At 41.6% G+C, this 16420-nt stretch carries 13 protein-coding genes; 8 read left to right on the forward strand and 5 right to left on the reverse strand.

Features of this window, described 5'->3' with window-relative positions; all coding sequences use genetic code 11:
• Positions 1–407 precede the first annotated feature (407 nt).
• Both purU and CDC37_RS01290 read left to right on the forward strand, forming a co-directional pair.
• A complete protein-coding gene (gene purU / locus CDC37_RS01285; protein WP_096620125.1) occupies positions 408–1262 on the forward strand; it encodes a formyltetrahydrofolate deformylase in 855 nt (284 codons plus the stop codon).
• A 115-nt stretch (positions 1263–1377) separates the two neighbouring features.
• Positions 1378–2280, forward strand: a complete 903-nt coding sequence (locus CDC37_RS01290) for a hypothetical protein (protein WP_096620126.1) — start codon at positions 1378–1380, stop codon at positions 2278–2280.
• Between the two features lie 50 nt (positions 2281–2330).
• Here CDC37_RS01290 and CDC37_RS01295 read toward each other — a convergent pair whose 3' ends face one another.
• Both CDC37_RS01295 and CDC37_RS01300 read right to left on the reverse strand, forming a co-directional pair.
• Positions 2331–4202, reverse strand: a complete 1872-nt coding sequence (locus tag CDC37_RS01295; RefSeq protein ID WP_096620127.1) for an ABC transporter substrate-binding protein — start codon at positions 4200–4202, stop codon at positions 2331–2333.
• Between the two features lie 62 nt (positions 4203–4264).
• On the reverse strand, positions 4265–4840 hold the full coding sequence (locus CDC37_RS01300; RefSeq protein ID WP_096620128.1) for a photosystem I assembly protein Ycf4: 576 nt from the start codon (positions 4838–4840) through the stop codon (positions 4265–4267).
• Positions 4841–5477: 637 nt separating this feature from the next.
• On the opposite strand from CDC37_RS01300, the gene psbD reads away from it, so the two are divergent.
• Entirely contained in the window at positions 5478–6536 is a 1059-nt protein-coding gene (psbD, locus tag CDC37_RS01305) for a photosystem II D2 protein (photosystem q(a) protein) (protein ID WP_096620129.1), read from the forward strand.
• Positions 6520–7908: a photosystem II reaction center protein CP43 gene (gene psbC / locus CDC37_RS01310; protein WP_096620130.1), complete on the forward strand. Its 1389-nt coding sequence runs from the start codon at positions 6520–6522 to the stop codon at positions 7906–7908. The genes psbD and psbC overlap by 17 nt, the downstream gene beginning before the upstream one ends.
• Positions 7909–8273: 365 nt before the next feature.
• Here the strand turns inward: psbC and CDC37_RS01315 are convergent, their stop codons facing one another.
• Both CDC37_RS01315 and ebsA read right to left on the reverse strand, forming a co-directional pair.
• Positions 8274–9365 (reverse strand): phosphotransacetylase family protein, encoded by a 1092-nt coding sequence (locus tag CDC37_RS01315; RefSeq protein WP_096620131.1) that lies wholly within the window; start codon positions 9363–9365, stop codon positions 8274–8276.
• Positions 9366–9958: 593 nt separating this feature from the next.
• Complete coding sequence (gene ebsA, locus CDC37_RS01320) at positions 9959–10333, reverse strand: type IV pilus biogenesis protein EbsA (protein ID WP_096620132.1); 375 nt, start codon at positions 10331–10333, stop codon at positions 9959–9961.
• Positions 10334–10785: 452 nt separating this feature from the next.
• Here ebsA and CDC37_RS01325 point away from each other — a divergent pair, with 452 nt between their 5' ends.
• The 4 genes from CDC37_RS01325 to CDC37_RS01340 all read left to right on the forward strand — a co-directional run bounded on the left by CDC37_RS01325 (position 10786) and on the right by CDC37_RS01340 (position 15806).
• A complete protein-coding gene (locus tag CDC37_RS01325; RefSeq protein ID WP_096620133.1) occupies positions 10786–12195 on the forward strand; it encodes a glycosyltransferase in 1410 nt (469 codons plus the stop codon).
• Between the two features lie 715 nt (positions 12196–12910).
• Positions 12911–13426 (forward strand): hypothetical protein, encoded by a 516-nt coding sequence (locus CDC37_RS01330; protein WP_096620134.1) that lies wholly within the window; start codon positions 12911–12913, stop codon positions 13424–13426.
• A 333-nt stretch (positions 13427–13759) separates the two neighbouring features.
• Positions 13760–15142, forward strand: coding sequence for an HNH endonuclease domain-containing protein (locus tag CDC37_RS01335; protein ID WP_172892740.1), 1383 nt, complete (start codon positions 13760–13762; stop codon positions 15140–15142).
• A gap of 181 nt (positions 15143–15323) precedes the next feature.
• Positions 15324–15806, forward strand: coding sequence for a hypothetical protein (locus CDC37_RS01340; protein ID WP_231943182.1), 483 nt, complete (start codon positions 15324–15326; stop codon positions 15804–15806).
• Here the strand turns inward: CDC37_RS01340 and CDC37_RS01345 are convergent.
• Positions 15697–16410: a DUF2232 domain-containing protein gene (locus CDC37_RS01345; protein ID WP_096620135.1), complete on the reverse strand. Its 714-nt coding sequence runs from the start codon at positions 16408–16410 to the stop codon at positions 15697–15699. The genes CDC37_RS01340 and CDC37_RS01345 overlap by 110 nt on opposite strands.
• Positions 16411–16420: the final 10 nt, after the last annotated feature.

The raw sequence follows: 16420 nt of genomic DNA on the forward strand, positions 1-16420 counted from the left end.
ATGACTCAGCGCTTCCTTTGAACATCGACCTAGGCTAGTTAGTTGTTTGGTCGATTTTGCTGAGAAAATCAACAAGTTCCCATTTAAAATTAATAATATTAATTCCTTTTTGTCTAGTGTGATTGTACTTATAAGGTAATTATCAAAGTTATCCCGTAAACCTGGAAATTACTGAATTTATCCTCAATTATTGAGGATTCTACTGTATATATGAATCCGACTTTATCTTTTACGCTCTACAAGAAAACGCAAGCGATCGCCTAATCAGCCCATAGAAAGTTTGCTAAGGTTTTTATTTATACCCATTGTTGAAATTTTGGTGAACAGTTGAAACTTGCATAAATAATCCGAGCGGATTCCGATATACTTTCTTAGGTGATGATTTGGCACTGGAGTAAAGGAAAATCATGTCGATTCCGACAGCAACGTTACTGATTTCTTGTCCCGATCGGCGTGGACTAGTTGCTAAATTTGCTAATTTTATTTATGCTAACGGTGGTAATATAATTCATGCAGATCAGCATACGGATTTTACTGCGGGATTATTTTTAACACGGATTGAGTGGCAACTAGCAGGTTTTAACCTGTCACGGGAACTGATTGCACCAGCTTTTAATGCGATCGCTCAACCTTTGAATGCAAAGTGGGAATTGCATTTCTCCGATGTGAAATCGCGTATAGCCATATGGGTGAGTAAACAGGATCATTGTTTGTGGGATTTGATTTGGCGACATCGTGCTGGTGAGTTTTCTGCGGAAATACCCCTGATTATCAGTAATCACGAAAATTTACGATACGTAGCAGAACAATTCGGGATTGACTATCACCACATACCAATTACAAAAGAAACCAAAGCCGAACAGGAAGCCAAACAATTACAACTGTTAAAGGATTACCAAATAGACCTGGTGGTTTTAGCAAAGTACATGCAAGTATTGAGTGGTGATTTTATCCTCAAGTTCCCCCAGATTATTAATATTCATCACTCCTTTTTACCAGCATTTGTCGGTGCAAATCCCTACCATCGAGCTTTTGAAAGGGGTGTGAAAATCATTGGTGCAACCGCTCATTATGTGACAGCCGATTTAGATGCAGGTCCAATCATTGAACAGGACGTGGTACGAGTTAGTCACCGGGATACGGTAGAAGACTTGATTCGCAAGGGAAAAGACCTAGAACGGGTCGTCCTCGCGCGGGCTGTACGTTTACATTTGCGCGATCGCGTGTTAGTTTACGACAATAAAACCGTTGTCTTTGAATAATTATCAAATACCGCAAATATATTGGTGTAATATTTTACTTTGTATTCCCAGGACATTCAGTAAACTTATATGTAATCATGGGTTGTTCAAAAACCTGAGATGATCCATTTAGTTTATGAAATTAGTAGTGGTACAACTTGCAGTCGCTCTGGGATTACTGGTTGTCCACGGGTGTGGAAACCAACCAGAACAACCAGCTCAAAACCCAACATCGGACAATGCAAATATTCAAAAAAGTATTAAAAATAATACTCCCCCAATTTCCTTAGATAGTACACACAATCACCAGGGAACAACTAGTCAGTCACCTTCACCCCCAGAAACCACCACAGCCAAATTAACCTCCACACCACAAGTCTCTTCCACCCAGGGAGTACCCCTAGAAATTCAAGTTAAAAATCAAGCTGGAAAACCAGTGGAAAAATTTGCCACCCCCCAAGAAAAGCCAATGCATATGATTGTGGTGAGTGATGATTTACGCTTCTTTAATCATATTCACCCCGACTATCAGGGACAGGGTAAATTTGCCATTAAACATGATTTTCCTGCACCAGGGAATTACACTTTATTTACAGATTACCAACCCTCTGGACAAAGGGAACAGGTTTCAGTGGAAAAAATTAGTATTCCCGGTGATGTTCCCCTTCCCAGCAGTTTAGAAACCTTCTCAGATACCCAAACCGTAGGGAATACAAAAGTTCAACTCAAAACTTCCCCCTCCCAACTCAAATCGGGACAGCAAAGTAAATTTAGCTTTAGTTTGATTGATACAGTTAGTAAAAAACCAGTTACTGATTTGCAAACATACCTAGGCAGACAAGCCCATTTAGTAATTATACGCAGTTCATCACCCCTGACAGCTAATGACTATATTCACGTCCATTCCTTAAATACAGAAACAAAATCTGAAATTCAATTTCAATCCCAACTACCGCAAAAAGGTACTTACAAGATGTGGCTACAATTTCAGCGTCAAGGCAAAATTACCACAGTACCCTTTTGGATTAACGTTAATTAAGGCTAATTAAGGCTTGCTCCTACTCCTCTGGATCAAGGTAGACGGGGAGATTAGGTGTTTTTAAATTCGTGCGATCGCAAATGTTGCCATTGCCATTCCTGGGATATATTGTCTGTAGCGGATTTAGGGTGAGATACTTGATTGCGAGCAACTGTGACAATTTCCACAGGAGGACAGACGCGATCGCCATTTTCATGGAACTGGAGCAACCCAGTCACCCCCTGGATGCTTTGATGTTGCACTTTGAAAAATTGGCGCATTTCTACGAGCAATTTTTGCTGCGGTGAATGTCTTTCCAAGGATTTGAGAATCAGTAAGATGGCATCAAAAGCAGTAGCACTGCGCCAAGTTAAGTTTCTGCTCCCCCACAACCTAGTTCCCAGTTGACAAAAGGCCTGGGCTACAGTATTTTTACCATTACACCCATTCTCTGGACTGTCCCAATGCCAAGGAATACAGGCTATTAACCTTCGGGAAAACTCAGACGAATCCCGTTCTTGCATCCAGTGCAGCACATTCTCCTGATAAAAGGTTGCCGAACCAGCAATCAAACATCGACTTAAACTTAATCTGCTAACCAAACCAATATTGTGAAGGGAGTTGGGTTCGATTCCCCCGTCCGGAATCAAGACAATTCCATCAACCTGTCCTTGAATCCTCTGGAGAAAGTTCTGAAGATGGTAAATATCTCCCCCTAGCTGTCCATATTCAGAGTGCAGTTCTAAGGAATGGAGATACTTGGCGAGATTTTCCTTCACAGAATGACGATAGGAACAACTGTAGCTGCTATTTTCATTGTAAATAATCGCGATTTTGCCCTTGACTAGGGTGTTAACTAAATACTCAACTAGGTAAGCTGCGTTAATTCGATCTTGGGTAGTGAGTCGATAAAAACCAATACTATCTTCCAGGTGGGAAAGTTGATTGGAGGTACTGGAAGCATTCGCCAGCACAATACCTTTCCCATTGTAAAATTTGAGGGCAGCTTGAGTCATTTCACTGGAATAATGACCCACCACAGCCACTAATTCTATCTCATCAGCTAAGGTTGCTAGCTTTTCCGCCGTTTGATTGTAGGGAGCATAAACGTTGTTAGTATCATTGACAACCATAATCCGCAGAGCAATCCTGCGACCAATGGGGAGAGAACTATCACCACAGATGGAAAATAAAGACTCCCAAGGGTTTTGTTCCGGAAAAAACTCCATCCCTAATGGGGTTCTATCAAAATGCTGATAATTAACAATGGATTGAATTTGTGCCACTCCACGCAAAATTTCTGTAGCGATCGCACCTTGATTGTGGTAGAAGGGAACAACAACTGCCAAGGTATAAATTATGATATTCCTCTGCTGCAAAAATGCTCGTTGGGTTTCCAGTAAACAGTTATTCAGGTAGATACCAATCTCCGGATTTCCCCTACCATAGCGTTGCTGCTCCCCATACCAGGCTTTGGCAAAGAATAACAAAGCTTGGTAGTAAAATCCCTGCTGATACCTTTGGGTAGCTCTAATCTGGAGTTGAGCTATTTGTGGATGACTCGGATGCAAAAACACCTGACCTCCGAAGCTACCCTGAAAATGGTCGCTATTTAAATCCGGAGGGGGTTCTAGTTTATACCCATTCCCAGCATCAAGCAGAAAATTCAGAATCAATGTCCAATTATTCGCAATCTCCCCCTGTTCTATTTGCATCAAATGGGCAATTTTCGGATAAATATGGTTTGAGAGTCGATTTCCAATTTCCGCATCACTCAGGTGAATTATATCCGCAACCTGCTTACGTCGCTTTCCCAATAGAAACAGACCAATCATTTGCTTGTCCCGTTCCGAGAGCAGTTGCCGATCAAGACTTCGCTCCACATCCTCAAAAAAGCGTTCGATATTAATACCTAGGCGCTCGATAATTTGCTGTTCAATCACGACTTAGTATTTCCAGGCAAACCGATAAACAGAAAACTTACCGAGCTGGACACAAACCCAGATTAAATACCTTTTCCTTCCAAAGGTACACCTAAAAACCGTGCTAACTCCGCACCTTGAATTTCCAAATCTTGCAGTGACAAAGGCTGACCCACCCGAGTCAAGGGAATATCGCGCCGACCTTTCACCCGTAAATATAGCGATCGCTTGGGATTCAGTCCTTCTTTGATTTCAACCCGAACCGATTGGATATCTTGGATTTTTCCTTCAATCAGGATTTGCCGATTCTTACCAGGAAAACCCCAGCGGAAAATTTTCATCTCTCCTGTTTCTTTGTTGAATTCATTGTAGCCACCACCTAAATCCCACAGGATTGTCAACCACAGGTAAATAGCAACAAGCAGACCCGCAACGCCATACAAACCCATCACTAACCCTTGGGGGAAAAAAATCAACTGGGTAGGGTCAGACACTATGAGTAAATTTATTTTCAAGTAGCTAGATATGGATGCCAGCAAAAATCCAGTTGCACCAATTGTGACAACTGAAGTCCACCAGTAATTGCTCAACCGACGCGAACCCAACACTTGTTGACGCAAAATTTGATTATTTGAGGTTTCAGTTGCAGAAACAGCCATTTTAAAAGCCTTAACTTAATAACTTAAATTGATTAATTTCCCTCCTTCCCAGTTTGACAGACTAGTACCCAGATTGCAACTTCCCAGGAAAACAGGGAATTGGGAGTGGTGAGTAGGGAGTAGCCATCATGTTAGAGATGACACCAGCAACCCGTGCAAGTGGCTTTTCACAAACCCTTTGATCAATCCGCTACAGGTCTAATTTTGAAATTCAGTCCCCCAGTTTGGACGCAACCAAACAAGAAAATAACTTATTCCCACTCCCTACTCCCCACTCCCTGACTTTTGAGACAATTTACCTGTCCACCCTAAATATCGGCGATTTCTGAGAAAAGGTGTGTCAAATTGTAAATTTTCTGATATTGATATAAATAGGCAGGTTGGAGTTTTATACCTATTCTTTATGTACAAGACTAGGCGCAAACCTGTATGATTGTGATAAGTTAAGAACAATTAAGTTACTGCTGACTCAAAATCTGGGTAAGCAGTAGGGTTGTGAACTCAACCCTGAGAGACTACAAATGCTCAGTAGCATACTCTCATAAATTCCCCTGTATAACGCGATTTAGGCACAAAGATTCACAAAATCTTGGACTTGAAAGCGTTGCAATTTTAGTAAAAAGAGGATTTATCGCAGATGACCATCGCAGTAGGACGCGCCCCCAGTCAACGTGGGTGGTTTGACGTACTCGACGACTGGTTAAAGCGCGATCGCTTCGTGTTTGTAGGTTGGTCAGGAATCCTACTTTTCCCCTGCGCCTACCTAGCACTGGGCGGTTGGCTAACCGGAACCACCTTCGCCACCAGTTGGTACACCCACGGCTTGGCATCATCCTATCTGGAAGGATGTAACTTCCTCACAGTAGCCGTATCCACCCCCGCAGACAGCATGGGACACTCCCTGTTGTTCCTCTGGGGACCAGAAGCCCAAGGAGACTTTACTCGCTGGGTACAATTAGGTGGATTATGGACATTTGTAGCCCTCCACGGAGCCTTCGGATTAATCGGTTTCATGCTACGTCAGTTTGAAATCGCCCGTTTGGTGGGTATCCGTCCCTACAACGCCATCGCCTTTTCGGCTCCGATTGCGGTATTCGTCAGCGTGTTTTTGATGTACCCCTTGGGACAATCCTCCTGGTTCTTTGCCCCCAGCTTCGGAGTAGCAGCAATTTTCCGCTTCTTGTTATTCCTGCAAGGGTTCCACAACTGGACACTCAACCCCTTCCACATGATGGGAGTCGCAGGGGTATTGGGAGGAGCGCTGTTGTGTGCGATTCACGGTGCAACAGTGGAAAACACCCTGTTTGAAGACGGAGAAGCAGCAAACACTTTCCGTGCCTTCAACCCGACCCAATCGGAAGAAACCTACTCAATGGTGACAGCGAACCGTTTCTGGTCGCAAATCTTTGGGATTGCCTTCAGTAACAAACGCTGGTTACACTTCTTTATGTTGTTTGTGCCAGTAACCGGTTTGTGGATGAGCGCAGTCGGAATCGTGGGTTTAGCATTGAACCTGCGGGCTTACGACTTCGTATCCCAGGAATTACGGGCCGCAGAAGACCCGGAATTTGAAACCTTCTACACGAAAAACATCCTGCTGAATGAGGGTATCCGCGCTTGGATGGCTCCTCAAGACCAGCCTCACGAAAAATTTGTATTCCCCGAAGAGGTACTACCCCGTGGTAACGCTCTCTAATCGTTCTTCAATGATGATGGGAGGACGCGATCTAGAATCCACCGGATTCGCTTGGTGGTCTGGAAATGCTCGTCTCATCAATCTCTCTGGTAAACTCTTGGGCGCACACGTTGCCCACGCTGGCTTGATTGTATTCTGGGCTGGAGCAATGACCCTATTTGAGGTTGCTCACTTTATCCCAGAAAAACCCATGTATGAACAGGGTTTAATTTTGCTGCCTCACCTTGCTACCCTTGGTTGGGGTGTGGGTTCTGGTGGTGAAGTTATTGACACATTTCCCTACTTTGTGGTAGGGGTTCTCCACTTAATCTCATCAGCCGTTCTCGGATTTGGCGGTATTTACCACGCAGTTCGTGGTCCAGAAACCTTGGAAGAGTATTCTTCCTTCTTTGGTTATGACTGGAAAGATAAGAACAAAATGACCAATATCATTGGTTTCCACCTAATTATTTTGGGTTGTGGAGCCTTGTTATTGGTATTGAAAGCCATGTTCTTTGGGGGTGTTTACGATACCTGGGCACCCGGTGGTGGTGATGTACGCGTGATTACCAACCCCACACTGAACCCGGCGATTATTTTTGGTTATCTCATCAAATCACCCTTCGGTGGAGATGGTTGGATTGTCGGCGTTGATAATATGGAAGATATTATCGGCGGTCACATTTGGATTGCCTTCATCTGCATCGGTGGTGGTATTTGGCACATTTTGACCAAACCCTTTGGTTGGGCACGTCGTGCATTCATTTGGTCTGGTGAAGCATACCTTTCCTACAGCCTTGGAGCCTTATCAATGATGGGTTTCATTGCTTCGGTTATGGTTTGGTATAACAACACTGCCTATCCTAGTGAATTCTTTGGTCCTACTGGTCCCGAAGCTTCCCAAGCACAAGCTTTAACCTTCCTCATCCGTGACCAACGTCTGGGTGCGAACGTCGGTTCTGCCCAAGGTCCTACCGGTCTGGGTAAATATTTAATGCGATCGCCGACTGGAGAAATCATCTTCGGTGGTGAGACCATGCGCTTCTGGGACTTCCGTGGTCCTTGGTTGGAGCCATTACGTGGTCCTAACGGTCTTGACTTGGATAAAATCAAGAATGATATTCAGCCTTGGCAAGCACGTCGTGCGGCTGAGTACATGACCCACGCTCCTTTAGGTTCGATCAACTCTGTAGGTGGTGTAGCAACCGAGATCAACTCGTTTAACTATGTATCTCCCCGTGCATGGTTGGCAACTTCCCACTTCGTTTTAGGTTTCTTCTTCCTCGTCGGTCACCTATGGCATGCAGGACGCGCTCGTGCTGCTGCTGGTGGTTTCGAGAAAGGTATTGACCGTGAGAATGAACCCGCAATGGCAATGAAGGAACTTGACTAGGCTCGTTTTGAAAGCTCGTAAATCAAGTTTCTGGGAATAATAGTGATTTAGCGATTTAGCTCCTGTTGCGACGGGGGCTTTTTTATTTCCGGTCAATAAAAAAGACGCTGTTAAATACCAGCGTCATGAATCCAGAGAGGAAACCCATCGAGTAAGCGAAAAGAAAGAAAATAAAATTTATACAAACTTATTGAAATTTCAGATTGAAATAGCGAATTCAAATTAGAAATTAAAATTAGCCTAGGAGCTTGATGCTAGTGAATTGGTTCACGGATCAACACAATCTAAACACAATGCGATCGCATGTTTTGTGGGAAATCACATTCCTCCTCGCAAACGACCGCATATGTTAAATAAAATACAAATTAGCTAACCGCAACTGGATTTAAGCCCAATTTTTCCAGTAATCTGTCGCAATCAAAAACTTCCGAGATTAAGTGGCGCATATATTCCACCTTAATAGCTTCGTGAACCCGTACCTGTCCAAAAGCCCTATCCACAATTTCCACAGTTGTAAGGGTATCTAAATCTACAGATAAAATTGGTATTTCCAATTCTTCCGCGCGATTGCGGATAAAATCTGGGGGGGGTAGCTGACCTGTTAAAATCAGACATTGGGTTGAAGTTTCCAAAGCTGCTTGTTGAATCTCAACGCGATCGCCTCCAGTGACAACTGCCATATTCCGACGCTTACGGAAATATTTGACCGCAGCATTGACATTCATGGCTCCAATCGCCAGACTTTCCACCATTAAATCCAAGCGATCGCTACGACATAAAACCTCCGCATTGAGTTGCTTAACTAATTCCCCGACACTGACACTCCGCATTAAATCACTACGAGGTAACATCCCGAGTACAGCGATTCCCCGTGCTTCTAAAAAGGGACGCATGGTGTCGTTGACCGTGGATAGATGTTGGACTGGGATGTCATTAATCACTACACCCACTAAGCGATCGCCAATTCTACCTTGAGCGGCAATAATTTCATCAATCGATAATAACGATTTATACCTAACAACAAATAATACTTTACCATCAAGGATGGTAGCGACTTGGGGAAGGGAAAGATTAAACAAACTGCCTTCATCTAGAGTACCTGGTGCTTCCAATAAAACCAAATCACTTGGTAAAGAATGTAAATATTCTTGCGCTAAAGCTTGCTGATAATCAGTATTATCATCACCCTGTAAACGCTTGTGAACAGTGTTCTCATCCAGTGCAACCATCATCGGTAGTATATGCTGTTCAGTCAAATTCAGGCTGTTTTGGATGAATTGAACATCTTCTTCAATTAGCGTACCCTCTGATACGCGCAGACAAGTACCTACTGGTTTACCATAGGCAATGTCTAACCCCCGTTCTTGAAGTTGATGGGATAGACCTAAAATCGTCGCTGATTTGCCGCTATAAGCCTCACCGGAAGCAACCAATAAATACTTTGCAACTTTTGGCACGCCCGCACTCCTAAATCAAAAATAACAACATTTCATCAATTAACGGTTATATATATTTACCCATGAATTAGCAGTTAGGTGGTGTTTGCTGGACAGGCATATTCCCAGCTTAACTTGCATTCTCATATTTTGACCGTTAATGGGCATGACTTAATTATCTAAATTTTCAGCTAAAATTTTCGTGATATCAGCTCTGAGGCAAGAAAATAGGCGAAAACATCAAAATTATTTTTATTTTAAAGTACCACCCGACCAATCCGAACTAAATCGAACTCAAATAGTTTTAAAAAAGGGACTTCACAGGAACAGGCTTCTAACCTGTTCCAAAATTTAATCATAGTTAGGGATGGGTGAAAAATACTAAAAATCTTATCTTGTAAGCTTTGGAGGGTTTAGTTCCAGAAAATGCTTTCCCAATGGGTGTACAGAAGCTCAAAAAACCGGCATCTGTAGTTTTTTGAAGCCTGTGAAAAGTAGAATTTTTGGATTATAAAACTACTCCCTACTCCCTACTCCCCATTCCCTACCCTCGCAAAGAGATTTTTTCCGCAGACCCTAGTTAGGCATTTAACTGAACTCAGACCAAAAATAAACTACTCATCGATGTGTAATAGCTTACGATAAAAAACTTGCGAGAAATCCTTAATCCGATTGCGCTTGTAATTTTCCAGCAGTTCAATTAAAAAATTAACAAATTCAAAACTAGATGTCATTACTTCATAACTGAGTTCCGCATCACCAGCGAACTGGATGCGACAACGGGTTAAATCGGATGGGAGGGTAGCTACATTCCAGGTTGCCACAAAAGGAATATCCTCGCTACCTTCTATTTTCCTTTCCCCTTCTAAAACGCCTTTTTGATAAAGACCGATGGCAAAGGGGAGAAAATTTCGTTTCGCACCTTGGACGTAGGGTAAGTAAACGCTAGCTTGTTGTTGTGAAGCTGGTTGGAGCTGTTCAAAAGACATTTTGACTATACACCTCTAGTTGGTTGAATCGTGAAAATCTGGCTGACCTCATTATTCCCAGAAATCAAGGCTGGACTCACATTAGTAATCCACTAACCCCTCCAGGACAGCTTAGGTTCAGGTTCGTTGTGTAGACCCATAGCGACTTCTCCTAGGAAGTAGTAAAATTACATTTACCAGTCAAAGTTAGTTTGGTGGATTATTGAGTCCGATCCACCAGCAAGAAATCTTGGATTCGACCTGTGTCGTGTTATCATTTTGCAAAAGAAGCCTACCCCATAGGGGTTAATGTTCTCATCTGAGTCACGAACTGGAAAAGGTCGATAAATTCCGCATATCTTCGGACTAAGATGGAACAGATCGAAGTAGCATATTTATGTATACGCTGCTATGATCGGGTTTTTTTTCGGCATTTATGTACAAGTAAGTATTGGTAGTTAAATAATTTACCTATGCCAGCGAATTCCTGGCCCGAAAACGATTCTTACAACGACCTCGATCCGCTAAACTCACTGTTATCGGAGTTAGCGGTTGAAGATGATTCCCTGGAAACAAGAACGTCTTCGGTGTCATCACCATACCGGTTTAAAAATCGCCGTCGCAAAGCCGCGATCGCGTTAACAATTGTTTGGAGTAGCACCATTGCTCTGCATTTGCTATCCTTCGGTTCATCTGTGGTATTGGGGTTAACTACTTTACTAGGAATACACGCATTTTTGGTCGTGTTTACTCGCCCACGAACCGCTACAGATGTCGTTACGGATAGTTTACCGTTTGTGTCAATTTTGGTTTCGGCCAAAAACGAAGAGGCGGTAATTGGCAATTTAGTCGAAAATCTCTGTAATCTCAAATATCCTCAAAACCTTTATGAGGTTTGGATGATTGATGATGGTAGTAGTGATGGTACTGCCGCAATTTTGAGCAAGTTTGCCCAAAAATATCAGCATCTCAAAATATTACGTCGTTCCGCTAACGCCGGTGGCGGTAAATCTGGGGCATTAAACCAAGTATTACCTCTAACTAAAGGGGAAATTATTGCCGTATTTGACGCTGATGCTCAAGTTCCCCTAGATACACTCACCCAAGTTGTACCCCTATTTTCCCGTCCCCAAATAGGTGCTGTACAAATGCGTAAAGCGATCGCCAATGCACCGAAAAATTTCTGGACAAAGGGTCAAATGGCAGAAATGGCTGTGGATACCTATTTACAGTATCAACGCACTTGTATTGGTGGTATTGGGGAACTGCGGGGTAATGGTCAATTTGTCCGTCGCCAAGCCTTAGAAAGCTTTGGTGGTTGGAATGAAGAAACCATTACCGATGATTTAGATTTAACCATGCGGTTACATTTGAATGGCTGGGATATTGAATGTGTTTTCCATCCTGCTGTCCAAGAAGAAGGTGTGACAAATGCGATCGCTCTTTGGCATCAACGTAATCGTTGGGCAGAAGGCGGTTATCAAAGATACTTGGATTACTGGGATTTAATTCTTAAAAATCGCATGGGAGGATGGAAAACATGGGATATGTTCCTGTTTATGTTGATGCAATATTTATTGCCAACAGCCGCAATCCCCGATTTATTGATGGCTGCGATTCGCCATCGTCCACCCATGTTAGTACCTGTTACTAGTTTGGCCTTTACCATGTCCATGACAGGAATGGCAGTCGGTTTAGCGCGAATCCAAAGATTGGAAGCACGTCCTTTAAATTATTTTGCGATCGCCTTGCAAACTTTACGTGGTACTTTATACATGTTGCACTGGGTAGTGGTGATGGGCAGTACCACCGCACGCATGTGTATTTTTCCCAAAAAATTAAAATGGGTCAAAACCGTGCATCAGGGTTCCCAACTCTCTTAAGGAAGCCAAATATACAGCCAAATTTAAGAATACAGTATCCAAGGGAGGCGAAAAAAGCTTCCCTAATAATTCATTCAAAGAACCCCATAATACTGTCACATAATACTGTCACTTGTCCCTGACTCCTGACGGTAAAAGGCACTCATAAAGGTTATCTTTTCAACTTCTCAGCGGTTTCAAATAGTAACCTCATTCACACCATGTTTTACTAGTACTCCTACATTAATTATGATGGTTGATAGAAGACACGTAATTGCGCCTTTGTATCTGTAATTGCGCCTTTTTATCTAGTGACCATGCTCTGCGTGGTCACTTCATTCACGAGGTTCCGCACCCACGCGAAGCATCGGTGCGAGGGAAAAGGTAGGCGTATGATAATAAAAAAAACCGAAGGATTTGTCGTTAAAATATTTAGGGTTTGCGGAAGAAAAAGTTCAATTCATTTTGAAATTACCTAAAGCATAATATACCAGTAAAAACCGATAATTCTCAACAATTAGTAACTCCTGATATGTAATATAACTGACATTTATTTACCAGACTTATCCCCCAAAGTAGATGTCTCTAGCCGATTTATTGTATTCAGTAATACCAGAATCGGAGAATTTTGTATCATTGATTAATACTTCCGTAAAAAAAAAACCATTAACTTGCTTCAAAAGTGATTAGGGGTGATAGTATTAACCACGATGCTTTCTACCATTAGGAGAAAAATATGAACAAGGGTAATTTACTGCGCAATGTTCTTGCAGGAGCAGGAATTGCTGCGGTAGGTGCAATTGGAACCAAAGCAGCTGTCGATTACTTCCGCAACCGTGGTAAGGAAGAAGTCGTCGATGAAAGTCAAGGAGATGCGCAAGAAACAGCACCGAATGAAGTAGCATACGCAACCGTAGAGCCAAGTTCTGTACAATCGTTTTTAGATGCTAGTTTTGGTGAAGCAGGACGTTATGTTCCCAATCGTCCACCCAAAGTTTTTGACTATCAAGGTCAACAGTATATGGTTATTTGGGCATACGACAATAAACAACAAAAAAACCAAATGCTGGCTTTTCAGTATGTAGGTGGTGAAAGAAAAATGATTGCTAGCGTTGGCTACACCAATGATAAAACTGACTATAACCTGAAATTATCGGGAACTCCATTTGCAGTCAGTGTCAATGGTAATTTGTTAACATCTGGACAGTCGGAAACTGTTGGTACAAGTGATGTTGACTTTGTTTTGGCATAATTTTGATGAAAGTATAAATTAAATAAATTTTTTTTATCCCTATTGATGACGATAAAGGACTTAGTTACTATAACTAAGTCCTTCTTAATTTTGATTCTGGGAAACTGAATTAGATTGAATTATTGAATTACACCTATTTGACTTCGGATTTCTCACAATTAGATGAAGAAAGACTTGGATTACTCGGATTTTGGACAATTTAACGATACATATTCAAAATACCTATCAAACTGTCCTATCGATATTTTTTTATCATATATGATAACAGACACTATTTTTGGGGTTAATACATAAGTTAACAAAAAAGCTACCTGCTATGTCATAATTGGAATTATGGGAAAAGCAGGTCAAGCACTCAGACAAATACTAGATTCTTACAGCATCAGCCAAAGTCAACTGGCTATAGGGTTAGGTGTGGAACGTCCGATTTTCTTCCGTTGGTTTCACGAACAGACAGACCCCACAGCGGAAACTGTTGCAGAGATAGTCCAAGCCTTACATAATATCAATTCATCTGCTGCTAAAGATTTTGTGCAAGCATATTTAGGTAGTTTGACACATACCCCACAGACAGCTTCCACTCAGGAACTACCCCAATCAGAACGGGTTAATATTGGGGTTTTAGCTCAAATTTTTAATAATACTACCAACTCTTACAAATACTTATTTTTTTTATCCCTTTTAGACATTCTTAAAAGAAGATATTTTGATACTTTATCGCCAATTAGTTTTGAAGAAATTATTATAGAGATGCTAGCAAATGCTTGGTATCCTCATAATTACTTTAAACTATCTTTTGGAACACAAGACCAGATTACTCATAAATTAGATTCTCTGGAATTAGAAATCACAGAGCCAATTTTAAAATTTAGAGATACAGATAAAAAGTTATTAAGAAAAGCAATTCAGTCTCAGTATCTTGAGGACATTATTGCTTTTATTGGGAAATACGTTCCGTTTCGCCTGATTCGTCCTTTCTTTGCTCAAGAAACTAGAGGTTTACTAGATGCGAAAGTTAATCAAACTATTATTAATCTTGCTAATAATCTATTTGAAGAAATAAAACCCGTCTATTGCTTTAATTATCTATCTTTAAAAGACTGTAATGCAATTATTCTACATCAAGACTGGGTAGAATATATTTCGGAAAACTATTCCATCGTCAGAAGTTGGGTATCTTGGAAATGGCTGGGTTATATGCAAAAATGCAACCCTAGTGTACCTGCTGTTTCTAATAAACTATTTCCACCACAAAAAAGAGAATCACTAACTAGTCAAACTAAATTCTGGAAGTTGGTTTTAGAAAATACTGAAGTTCGCTGTATTTACTCTAACTTAGTTTTAACTACAGATAATTTATCTCTGGATCACTATTTACCTTGGTCATTTGTTGCTCATGATCAGCTTTGGAATTTAATTCCTACTATTCCATCAGTGAATTCATCAAAATCTAACAATATACCTTCTATAGACCAATATTTTCAAAAGTTTATTGAACTTCAATATCTTGGTTTAACTATTAGCAATAATCTTATGAATGAGAACCAATGGAATAAATATATTGAACCTTATCTAGCTGATTTAAAAATTGATAGAAATAATTTATTAAATATAATAATTTTGAGAAAGGCTTATGAAAGTACGGTGATTCCTCTTATTTCTCTGGCAATTAATCAAGGCTTTGTGGCAGACTGGTTGTATCTAACGTCAAGGTGACGCAGCCTCAGTTCTAACCTCTGACATCCTAGATCAAAAAATGGGACTTGCACCCATTCTTGGTATGGAAAAAGAAGCACTCCCAGGGTAAGCGCATCTTAAAATGTATATGAAAATACAGAATATCGAGCAAGAAGATGCATGAAATAAAAGAGAAGCCTGTCGTCTACGCCAATTGGAAATGGAAGAAGATGAAAAAGCGATCGCACTTCTTCGAGATCAATTACAAAGCTTACTGCTCGATCATATACCCGGCTTAATCATCAATGGTGATATTTCTTCCCGTTTGTCAGGAAATCTCCACATTTCCATACCCGATGTTCCGAACAGCGCCATTATTGCTAGAGTCCGTCACAAACTAGCAATTTCAACTGGTGCAGCTTGCTCATCAGGTGTAGAAACACCTTCCCATGTCTTGACTGCAATTGGCTTACCCCAAGACGCGATCGCAGGAGCATTACGTATTGGAATTGGTAAGTTTACAACTCTCCCAGAAATTAAACTAGCTGCATCGATTTTAGCTGAAGCAGTTAGCTTGACTCGAAAATTGTTAATTACTCGTAATCCATCATCACCTGTACCCAGCGAGGTGGACGGGGGATGGGATTACCAAGACGATCGAGGAGTAGCCAAGCACCAATGTGGACAAGGAACAAATAAATAAAATTTTGAAAAATGACCAGAGCGATCGCAAAAATTTGAATGGTGATGGAACTAAGTGATAGTAGGATTCCCAATCTGAGGAATAGCCATTCCAGAAAACCAGTAACTTGATTAATGAGATAAACCCACAAGTCCTCACCAGTGAGCAGGGAAAGTAACCAAAAGCGGAAAAATACACCGATAGTCCCTAGTATTGATCCTAAACTAATTGACACCAACCATCCTACTTGTCTATGCCAAGTAGCTCCTAATAACACCCCCATTACCCCAAAAGGCATCACAAACAGGATACTCCTTACCGGTCCCATCAAGACAGTTAGTAACAAACCAGAGACAATTGCAGCCTTCCACGCAGCACGATGACCCCAGCGTAAATAGACTAACGCAATGGGAAGGGGGAAGAAAATCCGTAAAACTGGCCCTAACGGAAAATAAACATTAATCAGCCAAATTAGACTTGCTGTGCTGGCTAAAAAGGCAGTTTCCACCAATCGTAACGGTGCTTCAACCTGTAGTCGGGGGGAATGGGAACCGATTTGGAAGGAGTGGGTTAGATTCGGAGATGGTTTCGCAGTCTCATCGGAGGGATTATCGGCAATGCTCATAACAAATTAT

This window comes from Calothrix sp. NIES-3974 (assembly GCF_002368395.1).
Classification (GTDB): domain Bacteria; phylum Cyanobacteriota; class Cyanobacteriia; order Cyanobacteriales; family Nostocaceae; genus NIES-3974.

Bases quoted from the DNA above. Each gene is read 5' to 3' on its own strand.
- CDC37_RS01300 (WP_096620128.1), bottom strand. From the start codon at position 4,840: ATGGCTGTTTCTGCAACTGAAACCTCAAATAATCAAATTTTGCGTCAA.
- CDC37_RS01290 (WP_096620126.1), top strand. From the start codon at position 1,378: ATGAAATTAGTAGTGGTACAACTTGCAGTCGCTCTGGGATTACTGGTT.
- CDC37_RS01345 (WP_096620135.1), bottom strand. From the start codon at position 16,410: ATGAGCATTGCCGATAATCCCTCCGATGAGACTGCGAAACCATCTCCG.
- CDC37_RS01340 (WP_231943182.1), top strand. From the start codon at position 15,324: ATGGAAGAAGATGAAAAAGCGATCGCACTTCTTCGAGATCAATTACAA.
- CDC37_RS01330 (WP_096620134.1), top strand. From the start codon at position 12,911: ATGAACAAGGGTAATTTACTGCGCAATGTTCTTGCAGGAGCAGGAATT.
- ebsA (WP_096620132.1), bottom strand. From the start codon at position 10,333: ATGTCTTTTGAACAGCTCCAACCAGCTTCACAACAACAAGCTAGCGTT.
- purU (WP_096620125.1), top strand. From the start codon at position 408: ATGTCGATTCCGACAGCAACGTTACTGATTTCTTGTCCCGATCGGCGT.
- psbD (WP_096620129.1), top strand. From the start codon at position 5,478: ATGACCATCGCAGTAGGACGCGCCCCCAGTCAACGTGGGTGGTTTGAC.
- CDC37_RS01325 (WP_096620133.1), top strand. From the start codon at position 10,786: ATGCCAGCGAATTCCTGGCCCGAAAACGATTCTTACAACGACCTCGAT.
- CDC37_RS01335 (WP_172892740.1), top strand. From the start codon at position 13,760: ATGGGAAAAGCAGGTCAAGCACTCAGACAAATACTAGATTCTTACAGC.